This window comes from Streptomyces sp. NPDC055966 (genome assembly GCF_042269865.1).
Classification (GTDB): domain Bacteria; phylum Actinomycetota; class Actinomycetes; order Streptomycetales; family Streptomycetaceae; genus Streptomyces.
Genome location: NZ_JBHJYK010000018.1, coordinates 47,385 through 62,421 on the forward strand (window position 1 = coordinate 47,385; position 15,037 = coordinate 62,421).

Consider the following 15,037-nt stretch of genomic DNA (forward strand, 5'->3'; position numbering starts at 1 on the left):
ACTCGGTGTTCACTCGCAGGCCATCATGGCTCCGCCGGCGCGCCGCGCGACAGGCACAGCATCCGTGCTCGTACGACGTACAGACGTTCTGTCCGGAGGGGTTGACCATCATGGCCAGCAGAGGAAGACGAGCCGCTATGCGGAGCCTGGGAGCGCTCGCGGGCGCCGCCGCGCTCACCGTGCTCGGCAGCAACGCGCCCGGTTGGGCCGCGGCGCCCGAGACGCACGGCGGGCATTCCTCGACCGCCACGCCGATCAAGCACGTGGTCGTGCTGTTCGACGAGAACATCTCGTTCGACCACTACTTCGCGACCTACCCGAAGGCCGCCAACACCGACGGCACCAAGTTCACGGCGTCGAAGAACACCCCCAAGGACATCGACACCCTTGCCCACGCGGGTCTGCTGACGAAGAACCCGAACCAGTACGCACCGAAGCGGCTCTCGCCGTCGCAGGCGATGACCTGCGACCAGAACCACTCGTACGGGGCCGAGCAGTACGCGTACAACGGCGGCAAGGCCGACCAGTTCGTGCAGAACACCGAGGTCGACAAGTGCAGCGGCGGCCTGTTCGGCGAGCCGGGCCTGGCGATGGACTACTACGACGGCAACACCGTCACCGGCCTGTGGAACTACGCCCAGCACTACGCGCTGAGCGACCGGTCCTACAGCTCGAACTACGGCCCGTCCACGCCGGGTGCCCTGAACCTGATCTCGGGCAACACGCACGGCGCGGTCTCCATCGACCCCAAGACCGGGCAGCAGACCGCGAAGCCGGACGCGTACGCCATCCAGTCGCCCGACGCCAAGGGTGTCGGCACGGTCATCAACGACCCCGACCCGGCCTGGGACGACTGCTCCGGCAAGGACCACACGAGCACCAACGCGCTGGCGTCGCTGCAGGGCAGGAACATCGGTGACCTGCTCAACGGCAAGAAGGTGACCTGGGGCTGGTTCCAGGGCGGCTTCCGTCCCTCGACCGCGTGGAACGGCGCGTCCGGCTCGTACGCGAAGTGCGACACCACGCACACCAACGTGGGCGGCGCGGCCGTGTCGGACTACAGCCCGCACCACAACCCGTTCTCGTACTACAAGTCGACGGCCAACCCGCACCACCTGGCGCCGAAGTCCGTCTCCGAGATCGGCCACAACGGTCAGGCCAACCACAACTACGACCTGACCGACTTCTCCGCCGCGCTCAAGGCGGGCAAGCTCCCGTCCGTCAGCTTCCTGAAGGCCGGCGAGTACCAGGACGGCCACGCCGGCTACTCGGACCCGACCGACGAGCAGCACTTCCTGGTCAACGAGATCAACGCGATCCAGAGCTCGCCGCAGTGGAAGTCCACCGCGATCGTGGTCGCCTACGACGACTCCGACGGCTGGTACGACCACGCCTACGTCACCCCGAAGAACGGCTCGACGGACTCCGCGACCGCCTCCAACGGCAAGGCGACCGACAGCCCCGCCTGCCAGAAGGGCCCGAAGGCCGCCGGCGGTTACGCCGACCGCTGCGGCCCCGGCACCCGGCAGCCGCTGCTCGTCGTCTCGCCGTACAGCAAGGTGAACAAGGTCGACCACACGCTGACCGACCAGGCGTCCATCACCCGCTTCATCGAGGACAACTGGAAGACCGGCCGCATCGGTGACCACTCCTTCGACGCCACGGCGGGCTCCCTGTCCGGCATGTTCGACTTCCGGCACCCGAACGACAAGCAGGTGCTGCTGAACTCCGACGGGTCGGTCAAGCACGTCGGCCCGGTCCGGTACGTCGCCCCGGTGAGCACCAGCATCACCCCGGGCCCGGCGATGCAGAACGCCGCCGCCACGACGGACGCCTCCGGCTTCCCGACCCTCCCGGTCGGCCTCGGCGTGGGCGCCCTGCTGGCCGCGGGCGCGACCGGCACGTACCTGACGCTGCGCCGCAAGCAGCGCGCCTGATCCATCGCATGACGACGCGCCCCCGGTCGGTGACCGGGGGCGCGTCCGCATACCGGCGGCCGAGCGGGAAAATGGCTGGCCATGGGGCGTTCGTGCTGGTGGGATGGTGTGGTGACGATGCGACAACGGCGTTCGGTCACCGTCGACCGGGGAGCCTACGCGGACGCGGTGACTCCGTGGGAGCAGGAGCCCTGGCGGGCCTCGGCGCTCGACTGGGTGAAGGAGCGGCTCGCCGAGCGAGGGCTGCGGGTGAGCGGTGACCTCGCGGTGCGGCTGCGACCGTGGTCGGTGCTGGTGCGGGTGCCCGTCGACGGGCGTGGTGCCGAGGGGCCGGGCGCGGTCTGGTTCAAGGCCAATCCGCCGGCCAGTGCCTTCGAGGGCCCGCTGACGGCCGCGCTGGCCCGCTGGGTGCCGGAGCACGTGCTGGAGCCGCTGGCGGTCGACGCCGGGCGCGCGTGGGTGCTGCTGCCCGACGGGGGCGAGCTGCTGCGGACCGCGCTGTCCCGGGCCGCGGTCGAACCGCTCGTCTGGGAGCGGCTGTTGGGCCAGTACGCGCGCATGCAGCGGGCGCTGGTCCCGTACGCGGGCGAGATCGAGCGACTGGGAGTGCCCTGCGCCCGGACCGCCGCTCTGCCCGAGGTCTTCGACCGGCTGCTCGCCGGGGCGTCGGCGCTGGAACCGCAGGCGCGCGCCCGGCTGGAGCGGCTGCGGCCCCGCCTCGCGCACTGGTGTGCCGAACTCGCGTCCCTCGGCATCGAGGACACCCTCGACCACGCGGACCTGCACGACGGCCAGCTCTTCCGGCCCGCGCCGGACCGGTTCACCTTCTTCGACTGGGGCGACGCGGCCGTCTCGCACCCGTTCTGCAGCCTGCGGATCCCCGCCGAGAAGGCGATGGCGCGGTACGGCCCGGACGTCCTGCCGCGGCTGCTCGACGCCTATCTGGAGCCGTGGGCGGGGCCCGGCCGCACCCCGGCGGACCTGCGGCGCGCGGCCCGGCTCGGGTGGCGGCTGAGCGCCCTGAGCCGTGCCGCGTCCTGGGGCCGGGTCTTCCCCGGCCCGTCGGGCCCGCCCCCGGTCGCCGCCCAGGGCGCGCAGTCCTTGCTGGAACTCCTCAACGAGCCGCCGTTCCCGGCACGTTGACCGGCCACCCCGTCAACGCGGGACGGCCTGCTCCAGGGTCCCGCCGCGAGCCGGACCCGCGCCTGCCCTCGCCCACGCCCCGCCCACGGCGGACACTGGACCGTATGACCCGCACTCCCGTGCCCGCGGCTCCCCCGCCCGGCCGCCGGGCCGTACTCGTGTCCCTGGCCGGCATCGCGGTCGCGGGCTGCTCCCGTCACACGCCGCAGCCTGCGTCCCGCACGGCGCGGCAGTCCGGCACACCGGCACCGTCGGCATCGCGGCCCGCGCCCGCCTCCTCGTCCCCGTCACCCGCCTCGGCCTCCTCCGCTCTGCCGCACACCACACCCTGGCGTCCGACCTCGGCCGAGGTGCAGCCGGCGGCCAAGCTGCGGGCCGTACAACTGGTGGAGGCCATCGGCGCCTGGGCCGCCGGGCGGGGCGGAGCGGCGGCGGCCCGGGCGCGGGTCGCGGCGCTCGGGCTGCCGAGCGGACTCGTCGGGCAGGCCGGCCCGCTGCTGCCGACGGCCGACCAGGCGGCCCTTCAGGTCGTGGACGCCCAGTACGGCGGGATCCTCTCCCGGTCCGCCAGTGTGCTGGTGGTCTGCCGGCAGTGGACCCGGCACGGCGGCACGGTGCGGGCCGGCGGGACGACGCTCGACGTGCGGCTCTCCGCGTCCGGGGGTGCCTGGACGGTCGACGCGCTGCATCCGGCGCGGCCCGGACCTGCGGCCCGCTCACTGGCCTCGGACGTCCGCGCGGCGCTGGCCGACGACCGGATCGTGCTGCCGCCCGCCGCCGCGGCCGACCTGCGCAGCGGTCAGGTGCACAGCAGCGTGGCGCAGGCGATGCTCGCGCTGGCGCGGACGTACCGGCTGGAGGTGAGCGTGGTCCGCTCCGGGCATCCGCTGGACGTGTTCGGCACCGGCCGGCCCAGCGACCATCCGCGCGGGCGGGCCTTCGACGTGTGGCGCATCGACGGGCACGCGGTCGTCGACCCGGCGACCCCGCGCTCCCTGATCGAGCGGTTCATGCGGGACGCGGCCGCCGCCGGGTCGTACAACGTGGGCGGCCCGGTGCTGTTGTCCGGCGGCGGCGCCGACCAGTTCTTCAGCGACGCCACCCACCACGACCACGTGCACGTCGGCTTCCGTACCTGACGGGACCTGCCGTCACCCGTACGGACGCACCCGGCCCCGGCGTTCCCGCGTCGGCGCCGCCCTGCGGTTGCGCCGGACGGGTGAGCTCCCGGACGCTGGAGCACGGATGTATCGGACGTATCCGGCACAGACGTATCCGGCACGGGCGCATCCGGGAGGTGACGTGGCCCTGGAACCCGGCCCCACACCCGCGCGCGACGGCTCCGGTCTCGGCCGCCGGAGCTTCCTGACCGTGTGCGCGGGCCTCGGCCTCGGCACAGCCGCCGCGTGCACGGCCGCACCTCCGCACACGCGCCCCGGCGCCTCCCCCGGCGGACGACTGCGCCCCGAGTCGGAGCGGGACGCGCCGGGTACGGCCGACTGGCGGCTGGGCTCGACGGGCCCGGCGGACGCGGTGGCCGGGTACGCGGACCGGGTGAGCGTGACCCCGGGCGAGACCTTCGCGCTGCATGTGTCGACCACCGCCGCGTCGTTCCGGGTGTCCGCGTTCCGGGTCGGCTGGTACGGCGGCCGGCAGGCCCGCCGGATCTGGGCGTCGCGGCGCATCCCCGGCCGTGCCCGGCCGGCCCCGCGCGTCCTGCCCGCCACCCGCACCGTGCGCGCGGACTGGCCGGCGGCACTGACCGTGGACACCACGGGCTGGCCGGAGGGCGCGTATCTGCTGCGGCTGGAGGCGGACACCGGCCACCAGCGGTACGTGCCGCTGATCGTCCGCTCCACCGAGGGTGCGGGCCGTACGGTCCTGCTGCACGCGCCGGCGACCTGGCAGGCGTACAACCGCTGGGGCGGCAGCAGTCTGTACGCCGGTGCGTCCGGGGCGTACGCCACGCGGTCCCTCGCGGTGAGCTTCGACCGGCCCTACGACGCCGACGGCGCCGAGAAGTTCCTGGTGTACGAGCGGGCGCTGGTGGTGCTGGCCGAGCGGCTGGGCGTCCCGCTCGCCTACAGCACGGGCATCGACGTCCACCGGGATCCGGGCGTGCTGCGAGGCGCGCACGCGGTCGTCTGCCTGGGGCACGACGAGTACTGGACGCCCGAGCAGCGGGCCCATGTCACCGCGGCCCGGGACGCGGGGACCAACATCGCCTTCCTCGGCGCCAACACGTGTTTCCGGCGGATCCGGCTCGCGGCGGGGGACGGGGCGGACGACCGTACGGTGGTCTGCTACAAGTCCGACTGCCGCGCCGATCCCCTCTACGGCTCGCGGCCGGCGCTGGTCACCACCGACTACCGCCTGCCGCCCGCGCCCGACCCCGAGTCCTCGCTGACCGGGGTGCTCTACGAGGGCTATCCGGTCGACGCGCCCTATGCGGTCCGGGCCGCCGACCACTGGCTGTACGAGGGCACCGGTGTGCGCTCCGGCGAGGGCTTCGCGCATCTCGTCGGCGTCGAGTACGACCGGGTGACGCCCGGCGCACCGACGCCCGGCCCGCTGGAGATCACCGCGCACTCGCCGCTGGTGTGCGGCGGGCGGCCCAGCCACAGCGACTCGGCCTACTACACGACCGCCGCCGGGTCGGGTGTGTTCGCGACCGGGACCATGCGCTGGGTGGAGGGCCTGGTGGCCGGGACCGGCGTGCTCGGCGGCGACCACGGGATGGACGGCCGCACCCGGGACTTCGTCACCCGCACCACGGAGAACCTCCTGCGCACGTTCGCCCGTGGACCGGCGGCCCGGCACGCCCCGCGGCCGCGGGCCAACGTGCGTGCGGTGTACGACACCTGACGTGACGTCAGGCAGAACTGCTCAGCCGGTCGCGATGCCCTGTCCGCCCGACCGCATGTGCTCCCTGCGGGCGTTGTTGTAGGCCCGCAGGTGAAGCTTGGCCACGGCACAGGCGGCACCGTCGGCCTGGCACTGACGGCACGTCCGCACGTGCTGCTCATAGGTGAGGCGCGCGTTTTCCAGCGCTTCGTGGGAAGAGGACATGGAGATCTCCGGGCAGGGCGCGTCACGCGGGACGACGCCTGGTTGACTGACGAGTAACACCGGAGCCAAGGTGATCATGTTACTGGCGGTACTGGGAAACTCGCCGGTAACCACGCTCGCGAAGCGCCCTCAGCCGTCCTCGCGCAGCGCCCGCGCGTGGTTCAGGAACGCCGTCAGCCCCACCTCGAAGGCACGGTCGGCACGGCCCTCGCCCACCGCGGCGAGCACCTGCGCGAGGCGCGGGGTCGGCGCGTGGTCCGTCAGCTCCCACATGGTCTCCGGCGCGGCGAGGTCGAGGGCGGAGCCCAGCACCAGGTTCTCCAGGGCGATGATCAGCGGCATGATCTGCGCATGGCCGAAACCGGCCGCGAGCAGCAGGCTCACCGCACGCTCGTACTGCGCGAGGACCCGGGGCGCACGGACCGGCGAGGTCATGAGCAGCGGGATGGCCCGGGGGTGCGCGGCGAAGGCGGCGCGGTAGGAGCGGGCCCAGGCCTCCAGGGCCCCGTCCCACGGAGTCAGCTCCAGGGTGCCCGGATCGATCGCCGAAGCGACGCGCTCGCGCAGCAGTTCCACTATGCCGTCGCGGCCGTCCACATGGTGGTACACCGAGCCGGTCTGGGCGCCGAGCCGACGGGCGATCTGCGGGACGCTGAAGTCGCCGCTCTCGTCGATCAGTTGGAGCGCCGTCGTGGTGATGCGCTCGCGGTCGAGGAGCGGTGTGCGCGGCCGTCCCATGGTCGTCGTCTCTCCCTGAGGTCCGCCCGGGGTCTTCCCGGATGCCCAACGGCAGGTTACATTGCGAAAACCGAAAGCCTTTAGGTTTACGGCTCCGGGCGCCCGCCATCCCTCTCGGGCACCGGGAGACGCCGGCGCGCCCCGCCCACCCCGTCGCGCCCGCCGGCGCCCGCGAACCCGGACGCCCCACCACCGGGACCCCCTCCCCTCCGCCGCCAGAAGGGCTCCCCCGCATGTCCGTGTCCACCTCGGAACTCCCGGAGGACCTCCCCGAGGAGCGGGCGCCGTCCGGCGCGCCCGGCCTCCGGCCCGGTTCCCTCGGCACCGCCGACATCGCCTTCTTCGTCGTCTCCGCCGCCGCGCCCCTGACCGTCATGGCCGGGGTCGCCCCGCTCGCGATCCTGCTCGGCGGGATCGGCGCGCCCGTCGGCTACCTGCTCGCCGGGCTCACCCTCGCCGTCTTCGCCGTCGGCTTCACCACCATGAGCCGCCATGTGACCAGCGGCGGCGCCTTCTACGCCTACATCACCCGGGGCCTCGGCCGGCCGGCCGGCATCGGCGCCGCCCTCCTCGCGCTGATCGGCTACAACGGCATGGAGATCGGCGTCTACGGCCTGCTCGCCACCACGGCCCGCGACACCCTGCACACCCTCACCGGCGCCGACGTGCCCTGGCTGCCGGTCTCGCTGGCCGGGCTCCTGCTCATCGGCTACGGCGGCTACCGCTCGATCGACTTCGGGGCGAAGGTGCTCGGCGTGCTGCTCGTCGCCGAGACCGGCATACTCGTGCTGCTCGCGGGCGGGGTGCTGGTGAAGGGCGGCGCGCACGGGCTGTCCCCGGCGTCGCTGGCGCCGTCGCACGTGCTGGTGCCCGGGATGGCGGCCGTACTCGCCTTCGCCTTCGCGGCGTTCACCGGCTTCGAGTCGACCGTGATCTACCGCCGCGAGGCCCGCGACCCCGGGCGCACCGTCCCGCGCGCCACCTACCTCGCCGTCGGATTCCTCGGTCTGTTCTACGCGTTCGTCGTCTGGATCGCCGTCCAGGCCTTCGGCGACGACCAGGTCGTACGCGCTGCCGGGAAGGACCCGGCCGGGCTGTTCTTCACCGCGATCACCACCTATGTGGGCGGCTGGGCCGCCGACCTGATGCACGTCTTCATCGTCACCAGCGTCATCGCCTCCCTGCTCGCCTTCCACAACGCCATCAACCGCTACGCCCTCGCCCTCGCCGAGGAGGGCGTCCTGCCACGCCGGCTCGGCCTGATCCACCCCCGGCACCGCTCCCCCTACCTCGCCGGTCTCGCCCAGACCGTGCTCGGCGCGGTGGTCGTGCTCGCGTTCTGGGCGGCGCACGCCGACCCGTACCAGCAACTGCTCCTGTGGGTGAACACCCCGGGAATGATCGGCCTGTTGCTGCTCCAGTTGCTGGCGGCGCTCGCGGTGCCCTGCTACTTCCGGCGGGTGCGCCACACGGAGGGCAGGGTGCGCACGGTCGTGGCACCGGTGCTCGCCGCCGTGCTGCTGGCGACCGCGATCACGCTGGTCGTGGCCCACATCGACCTGTTCACCGGCGCCTCCCCGGCGGTGAACACCCTCCTCGTCGTCCTGGCACCGGCCGTCTTCCTGCTCGGCCTGCCGCTGGCCCGGTGGCTGCGCCGGCACCGCCCGGACGTGTACGCGCGGTTCGCCGCCGAACCCGCCGACTGACCCCCACCACCGTCAACACCCGCCATCCGTAATGGAGTTGTCACCATGCCCGCTGCCGACCTCGTCCTCACCGGCGCCCAGGTCCGCACCCTCGATCCCGCCCGCCCCACCGCCCGCGCGGTCGCCGTGCGCGACGGGGTGATCACCGCGGTCGGCGAGGCGGCCGACGTACGGGACTGGCGCGGGCCCGGCACCGAGGTCGTCGACCTGCACGGTGCGCACCTCGTGCCCGGTCTGGTCGACGCGCACAGCCATCCGGTGTGGGGGCTGGACATGGCGACGGGTGTGGACCTGTCCGGTGTGACGGACCTGGCCGGGCTGCGCGCGGCGCTGGCGCGGGCCGAGCGGATCGGGGGCTGGGTCCTCGGGTACGGCCTCGACCACAACGCGTTCGAGGGCCGCCCGGTCCATCACGACCTGATCGCGGACGTCCTCGACGGCGCCCCGGCCTTCGTCCGCCTCTACGACGGCCACTCGGCGCTCGCCAGTGCCGCCGCGCTGGCCGCCGCCGGGGTGACCGGTCCGCGCGCCTTCGCCCAGCACGCGGAGGTGGTGTGCGACGCGACGGGACGGCCCACCGGCCATCTGGTCGAGCATGCCGCGATGGACCTGGTGGCGGACCGCGCGCCCCTGCCGTCGCACGCCGAACGGCGGTTCCGGCTGCTGGAGTTGCTGTCCGCCATGGCCGCGACCGGACTCACCGGCGCCCATGTGATGGACGGCGGCGACCTCGACCTGGTCGAGGCGGTGGCGCGCGAGACGGTGCTGCCGCTGCGGCTGCGGTTCGCGCCGTGGTGCATGCCGGGTGCCGACGCCGACGCGCTGCGGGAGCTGGTGCGGCTCCAGGGGCGGGGCGGGCGGCACTGGCGGGTCGGCGGGGTCAAGTTCTTCATGGACGGCACCGTCGAGGGCGGCACGGCGTGGCTGGAGCACCCCGACTGCCACGGGCAGGGCACCGCCGCGTTCTGGCCGGACCCGCGGGCCTACGCCGAGGCCGTCCGCACCGTGCACGCGGCCGGTGTGCGCACGGCCACGCACGCCATCGGGGACGCCGCCGTACGGCATGTCCTGGACACCGTCGCCTCCCTCGGGCCGGGCGGGTACGGCGCCCACCGGATCGAGCACGTCGAGACCGCTCCCGACGAACTCCTGCCCCGCTTCGCCGCGTTGGGGGTGGCGGCCTCGCTCCAGCCACCGCACACCGGATACACGCGCGACGACGGCACCGACGAGTGGTCCCGCAGGCTGGGCGGCGAACGGGCCGGGCGCGCCTGGCGGCTGCGGGACCTGCGCGAGGCGGGCGCCACCCTCGCCCTCGGCTCGGACTGGCCCATCGCGCACCACGACGTCCGCGCCGTCCTGGCCACCGCCCGCCGGCCGAAGGGCGCCGCGGCGCACCGGCCCGGCCTGACCCCGCTGCAGGCGCTGGAGGGCTGCACCAGCCACGCGGCAGCGGCGGCCGGGGAGTCGGACGTCGCCGGCCGGATCGCACCCGGCTGCCGGGCCGACCTCACCGCGCTGGCCGTGGACCCCGTACGGGCCCCCGGCGACGAGCTGGCCGCGGCCCCGGTCGCACTGACGGTGACCGGCGGGCATGTGGTGCACCGGGGCGGGTGAGGAAGGGCCGGCCCGACCCGTCCGGCGTCGACGCACCGGCGACGACCCGACTAAGATCGGAAGTGGCATCGCGTGCCGGTCACCGACCGGGTGAGGCATGGAGGTGTCAGGACATGCCCTGGAGGCATTCCTTGTCCGTCGAGTTGAACCACACCATCGTCCACGCCTGGGACAACCGGGAGTCCGCCGAGTTCTTCACCGAGCTGCTCGGCCTGGAGATCGCGGGAGAGTGGGGCCCGTTCGTCGCGGTGGCCCTGAGCAACGGCGTCACGCTGGACTTCGCCAGCGTCCCCGAGGGCCAGATCGCCACGCAGCACTACGCCTTCCTCGTCTCGGAGGAGGAGTTCGAGGCCGCGTACCAGAAGATCAGGGAACGCGGCATCGAGCACTACGCCGACCCGCACCGGCAGAAGCCGAACGCGATCAACCACAACGACGGCGGCCGCGGCGTCTACTTCATGGATCCCGCCGGTCACGCCATGGAGCTGATCACCGTCCCCTACGGGGGCTGGCCGAAGGCGTGACCGGGCCCACCGTCACCCGCCGAACGCCTCCTTCCTGATCATGTCGAGGAGGCGCGGGGTGCCCTCGGTGGTGCGGACGTCGAGAAACGCCCGCACATGCTCCCCGGCGACGGCCTCGCGCACCAGCGCGTGCGCGAGGTCCGCCCGGGAGGTGAACCGTCCGGGCAGCCGGGCGGGCGCCAGCCGGTAGTCGCTCACCGCGTCGGTGTCGAAGAGACCAGCGGGCCGCAGCACCGTCCAGTCGCGGTCGCTCGCCCCGACGATCTTCTCCATCCGGCGCATGTCGTCGTAGACCGTGCGCCCGACGACCCGGGCGAAGAAGGGCTCCAGCACCTTCCGGAAGAAGACTCCCTCACCGGGCGCCGGCACGTCGAACATGATGGTGGAGGAGACGCACACCAGACGGCGGACGCCGTGCAGGGTCATGGCCCGGGTGATGTGCGTGAGGCCCGCCGAGTACACGGTGACCGGTGCCCGGCCGTACGGGACGCCGAGGGCGGAGATCACTCCGTCCTGCCCCGCGACGACGCGCTCCACCGCCGTTGCGTCCAGGACGTCGGCGGCCTCGATCCGCAGCCGGGGCCCGCCGGGCGGGAAGGCGTCGGGGTGCCGGGTCACGGCGGTGACGGTGTGACCTGCGGCGGTCGCCTGCGCGGTGACCTGCCTCCCGGTCGGCCCGTTCGCGCCGAAGACGACGATTTTCATGGGCTTCTCCTCGCTGCGGGGTGCTGCTGCCGTGGACCGAGAGGGCCCGGACGGCGGCGGGTGTGACAGCCCCGGCGCGGGATGAGACCTACGGCACACGACCGCCCCGCGATGTCACACTCCGGGGACCGCGGCCCTCTGGGTGGGGAGAGTCGTCGCGAGGGCGACGTGAGGACGTGAGGAGAGGGGGACGCCATGGCCGACCGGCGGACGCCCGCGGGGACGGACACCGCCACGCAGGCCTTCCTCGACCACCGTGAGCTGCTGTTCGCGGTGGCGTACAACATGCTGGGCACCGTCGCCGACACCGAGGACGTGCTCCAGGAGACCTGGCTGTCCTGGGCGGGCCGGACGGGCGGCAGGGACAGCGGGGAGGGCGGGCAGACAGCGGAGATCACGCATCCGCGCGCCTATCTGGTGCGGATCGCCGTGCGGCACGCGCTCGCGCGGCGGGCCCGGATCGCCCGGCGGCGCGAGGCCTACGTCGGCCCGTGGCTGCCCGAACCCCTGCTCACGGACGGCCCCGGCAGCCCGGCGGCCGGTGCGGACGCCGCCGAAGAGGCCGTGCGCACCGAGTCGGTCTCGCTGGCGATGCTGGTCGTGCTGGAGACCCTGACCCCGCTGGAACGCGCCGTGTTCGTCCTGCACGAGGTGTTCGGCTACCCGCACCCCGAGATCGCGGACATCCTCGGCCGCAGCCCCGCGGCCGTACGGCAGCTCGCGCACCGCGCCCGTACCCGGGTGCGCGCCCGGCGCCCCCGCTACGAGGTCCGTCCCCGGGTCCGGCGGCAGGCAGCGCAGCGGTTCGTCGCCGCGGCGCTCGGCGGTGATCTGGGAGCGCTGCTGGAGATCCTCGCGCCCGAGGCCACCCTGTGGACGGACGGCGGCGGCAAGGCGCAGGCGGCACCCCGCCCGATCCGCGGCCGGGACAAGGTGGCCCGCGCCCTGACCGGCTATGCCGCGCGCTCGGCGGCGGGACTGGAGTTCCGTCACCGGGACGTCAACGGCGACGCGGCCGTGGTGGTGTTCGAGGACGGCTCCCCGCACGCGGTCATGGTCATGGACCTCGACCCGGACGGCGAACGGGTCCGCGCGGTCTACCTCGTCACCAACCCGGACAAGCTGCCGGCCGTGCCGCCGGACGGGACACCTCTGCGGCCGTAGCGCCGTTACGGCGTCACGACCTTGCCGCCGAAGGTCACCACGAGGTGGCCGTCCGAGGCGAAGGACCAGCCGAGGGACCCGGAGTACGAGGAGCAGCGGGAGCCGTTCGTCCCGCTGTAGAACTGGTTGGAGCTGTCGGAGTCGCCGGAGATCTCGTCGTTCGAGCCGCTGACGGCGAAGCGGCACGAGGTGTTGCTCCGGAACACCGAAGTCCCCTTGTCGAAGGAGAAGTTGCGCTCGGTGTTGTCGATGCTCGCATTGCCGGAAATCGCCATCGTGCCCGGGTTGCCGTTGTAGGTGAACCCGTGGTGGCCGTTCCGGTAGGCGATGTCGTGCCGCACGACGTGATCGACCGCGATGCCGCCGCCGAGCTTGTAGCCGTTGCGGTCGCCGTTGGGGTTCGTGGTGCCGTCGGTGAGCGTCCCGTTGCCGTACGACAGGGAGTACTCGATGGTCACCGGGCCGATGGCACCGGTGTCGTTCTTGGTGTAGAGGTCCCGGCCGTCGTCGATGTTGTTGTGGGAGACGTCGTAGCGGAAGACGTTCCCGGTGCCGGTGGTGAGCTTGGAGGCGAAGCCGTCGGCGTTCTCGCCGGTGGAGTCCATGTTGTCGTGCGACTCCGAGCTGACGACCAGGTTGTTCGACGGCCACTGGCTGCTCGGTGTGCTTGAGCCGATCCGGCCGAGCTGAAGGCCCGTGTCCCGGTTGTAGGCGGTCACCACCCGCTCGATGACGTTGTTGCTGCCGCCGACGTAGATCCCGTTGTCCCCGGCGTGCTCGACCGTGAGGCCGTAGAGGTGCCAGTAGTTCGCGTTGAGCTGGATCCCGCGGTTCGACGAACTCGCGCTCTGGCCCGAGAAGTTGAGCACCGGGGTCTCCCCCGGGTAGGCGGACAGCGTGGTGCGGGCACCGGAGGTGCCGTTGCTCCCGGCCGGGATCGTGACCGTGGAGGAGTAGCTGTACGTGCCCCCGCGCAGGTAGATCGTGCCACCGGCGGCGATCCGGCCCATGGCCGAGGTGAGCGTGGTCGGCGCCGACTGGGTGCCGGCCGCGCTGTCGGTGCCGCTCGGCGACACGTAGAGCACGGTGGCGGCACCGGCGGCTTGCGCACCGGTGGTCGCTGCCTGTGGCGTGGTACCGGAGAACGCGGCGAGCGTGCCGGCGAGCAGACCGGCGCACGCGGCGGCTGGCCTGAGTTGCATCGGCTTGTCTCCTCAAGTCTGCCTAGGCAGTACGGGATTCGGGCGAACCGAGGGGGTGAACTCCGCTGCCGGGCTGGCATCGTGAAGGCAGGGGGGAAAGCGCTTTCCCCGTCCCGCCTTCACGACGCCAGAGAGCAGCCATGCATGCGTCGACGGTCATGTACATGATTTAAATTCACATGACAGAACGGCATGTGCGAGGAGCGGCGGCCGCCGCGGCTACTCGCCCGGGGCGAGCGCGCCGGCCAGGATGCGTGCCGCCTCGGCGACGAGCGCGTCGTCCGCCGGAGCGTCCTGAGCGCTCTTGGCCGACAGTACGGTCAGCAGCAGCGGGGTCCCGCGGGTCGTCCAGGCCACGCCGATGTCGTTGGCGGTGCCGTAGTCACCGGTGCCGGTCTTGTCCGCGAGGACCCAGTCGCGCGGGAGCCCCGCGCCGAACCGCGCGCCGCTGGTGGTGTTGCCCTTCAGCCAGCCGACGAGCCGCGCCCGGTCGGCCCGCGCGAGCGCGCGGCCGAGCGTCAGCCGTGCGAAGCTGCCGCAGAGCGCCTCGGCGGTCGTGGTGTCGCGCAGGTCGCCGGGGATCGCGCTACCCAGGTCCGTCTCCCACCGGTCGAGCCGGCTCACCTCGTCGCCGAGCGAGCGGAAGAAGCGGGTGAGTCCGGCCGGACCGCCGATCTCGCGCAGCAGCAGGTTGCCCGCCGCGTTGTCGCTGTACTGGATCGCCGCCGCGCACAGGTCCGCGACCGTCATGCCCGTGTCCACGTGCTCGGCGGTGCGCGGCGAGTTGGGCAGGATGTCGTGCGGGGGATAGTGGACCACCTTGTCCGGCGGGGCGCAGTCGCCGTGGTCGCGCAGGACGGCCGCGGCGGCGAACGCCTTGAACGTGGAACACATCGCGAACCGCTCCCCCGCCCGGTACGACACCGTCCGACCGGTGCGCAGGTTGCGGGCGAACACCCCGAGCCGGGCACCGTGCCGTTGTTCCAGTTCGCTCAACTCGGCCTGACGATCGACTTGTTGGGCACGGGGCGCCGCCGACGCGGCGGGGGCGGAGAGGGCGCCGGCCGTCACGGCGGCAGTGGTGACGGCGACGCCCGCCCTGAACAGGCCGCGCCGGGCCAGGGTGTGCAGGTGGTCGGGGTGGTCGGGGCGGGTCATGGGAACAGTCCTCCCGGTCGAGCCGTCGCCGGCTTCCTGGATCTTCGACGGGGACAGCGAAACAGCCGGACAGC

Annotated in this window: 13 protein-coding genes; 8 read left to right on the top strand and 5 right to left on the bottom strand. The window is 73.2% G+C overall.

What is annotated here, in order from left to right:
- Positions 1 to 137: 137 nt before the first annotated feature.
- The 4 genes from ACFC8N_RS32605 (at position 138) to ACFC8N_RS32620 (ending at position 5,945) form a co-directional block, all read left to right on the top strand.
- On the top strand, positions 138 to 1,937 hold the full coding sequence (locus ACFC8N_RS32605; RefSeq protein ID WP_362822820.1) for an alkaline phosphatase family protein: 1,800 nt from the start codon (positions 138 to 140) through the stop codon (positions 1,935 to 1,937).
- 117 nt (positions 1,938 to 2,054) lie between these two features.
- On the top strand, positions 2,055 to 3,080 hold the full coding sequence (locus ACFC8N_RS32610; protein ID WP_376292103.1) for an aminoglycoside phosphotransferase family protein: 1,026 nt from the start codon (positions 2,055 to 2,057) through the stop codon (positions 3,078 to 3,080).
- Between the two features lie 104 nt (positions 3,081 to 3,184).
- Complete coding sequence (locus ACFC8N_RS32615) at positions 3,185 to 4,219, top strand: hypothetical protein (RefSeq protein WP_376292106.1); 1,035 nt, start codon at positions 3,185 to 3,187, stop codon at positions 4,217 to 4,219.
- A gap of 106 nt (positions 4,220 to 4,325) precedes the next feature.
- Positions 4,326 to 5,945: a N,N-dimethylformamidase beta subunit family domain-containing protein gene (locus tag ACFC8N_RS32620; protein WP_376292109.1), complete on the top strand. Its 1,620-nt coding sequence runs from the start codon at positions 4,326 to 4,328 to the stop codon at positions 5,943 to 5,945.
- Between the two features lie 21 nt (positions 5,946 to 5,966).
- Here the strand turns inward: ACFC8N_RS32620 and ACFC8N_RS32625 are convergent, their stop codons facing one another.
- Together ACFC8N_RS32625 and ACFC8N_RS32630 are read right to left on the bottom strand one after the other, a co-directional pair.
- Positions 5,967 to 6,227, bottom strand: a complete 261-nt coding sequence (locus tag ACFC8N_RS32625) for a hypothetical protein (protein ID WP_356037023.1) — start codon at positions 6,225 to 6,227, stop codon at positions 5,967 to 5,969.
- Positions 6,228 to 6,278: 51 nt separating this feature from the next.
- A complete protein-coding gene (locus ACFC8N_RS32630; RefSeq protein WP_376292112.1) occupies positions 6,279 to 6,887 on the bottom strand; it encodes a TetR/AcrR family transcriptional regulator in 609 nt (202 codons plus the stop codon).
- Between the two features lie 233 nt (positions 6,888 to 7,120).
- On the opposite strand from ACFC8N_RS32630, the gene ACFC8N_RS32635 reads away from it, so the two are divergent.
- The 3 genes from ACFC8N_RS32635 (at position 7,121) to ACFC8N_RS32645 (ending at position 10,734) form a co-directional block, all read left to right on the top strand.
- A complete protein-coding gene (locus ACFC8N_RS32635; protein ID WP_376292115.1) occupies positions 7,121 to 8,593 on the top strand; it encodes an APC family permease in 1,473 nt (490 codons plus the stop codon).
- Positions 8,594 to 8,638: 45 nt separating this feature from the next.
- Positions 8,639 to 10,210 (top strand): amidohydrolase, encoded by a 1,572-nt coding sequence (locus ACFC8N_RS32640; protein ID WP_376292117.1) that lies wholly within the window; start codon positions 8,639 to 8,641, stop codon positions 10,208 to 10,210.
- Positions 10,211 to 10,341: 131 nt separating this feature from the next.
- Positions 10,342 to 10,734, top strand: coding sequence for a VOC family protein (locus ACFC8N_RS32645; protein WP_376292334.1), 393 nt, complete (start codon positions 10,342 to 10,344; stop codon positions 10,732 to 10,734).
- A 12-nt stretch (positions 10,735 to 10,746) separates the two neighbouring features.
- Here the strand turns inward: ACFC8N_RS32645 and ACFC8N_RS32650 are convergent, their stop codons facing one another.
- Entirely contained in the window at positions 10,747 to 11,439 is a 693-nt protein-coding gene (locus ACFC8N_RS32650) for an SDR family oxidoreductase (RefSeq protein ID WP_356037014.1), read from the bottom strand.
- Positions 11,440 to 11,634: 195 nt separating this feature from the next.
- On the opposite strand from ACFC8N_RS32650, the gene sigJ reads away from it, so the two are divergent.
- Entirely contained in the window at positions 11,635 to 12,603 is a 969-nt protein-coding gene (sigJ, locus tag ACFC8N_RS32655) for an RNA polymerase sigma factor SigJ (protein ID WP_376292119.1), read from the top strand.
- Between the two features lie 5 nt (positions 12,604 to 12,608).
- Here the strand turns inward: sigJ and ACFC8N_RS32660 are convergent, their stop codons facing one another.
- Together ACFC8N_RS32660 and bla are read right to left on the bottom strand one after the other, a co-directional pair.
- Positions 12,609 to 13,805 (bottom strand): right-handed parallel beta-helix repeat-containing protein, encoded by a 1,197-nt coding sequence (locus ACFC8N_RS32660; RefSeq protein ID WP_376292122.1) that lies wholly within the window; start codon positions 13,803 to 13,805, stop codon positions 12,609 to 12,611.
- 219 nt (positions 13,806 to 14,024) lie between these two features.
- Entirely contained in the window at positions 14,025 to 14,963 is a 939-nt protein-coding gene (gene bla / locus ACFC8N_RS32665; RefSeq protein ID WP_376292124.1) for a class A beta-lactamase, read from the bottom strand.
- Positions 14,964 to 15,037 lie beyond the last annotated feature (74 nt).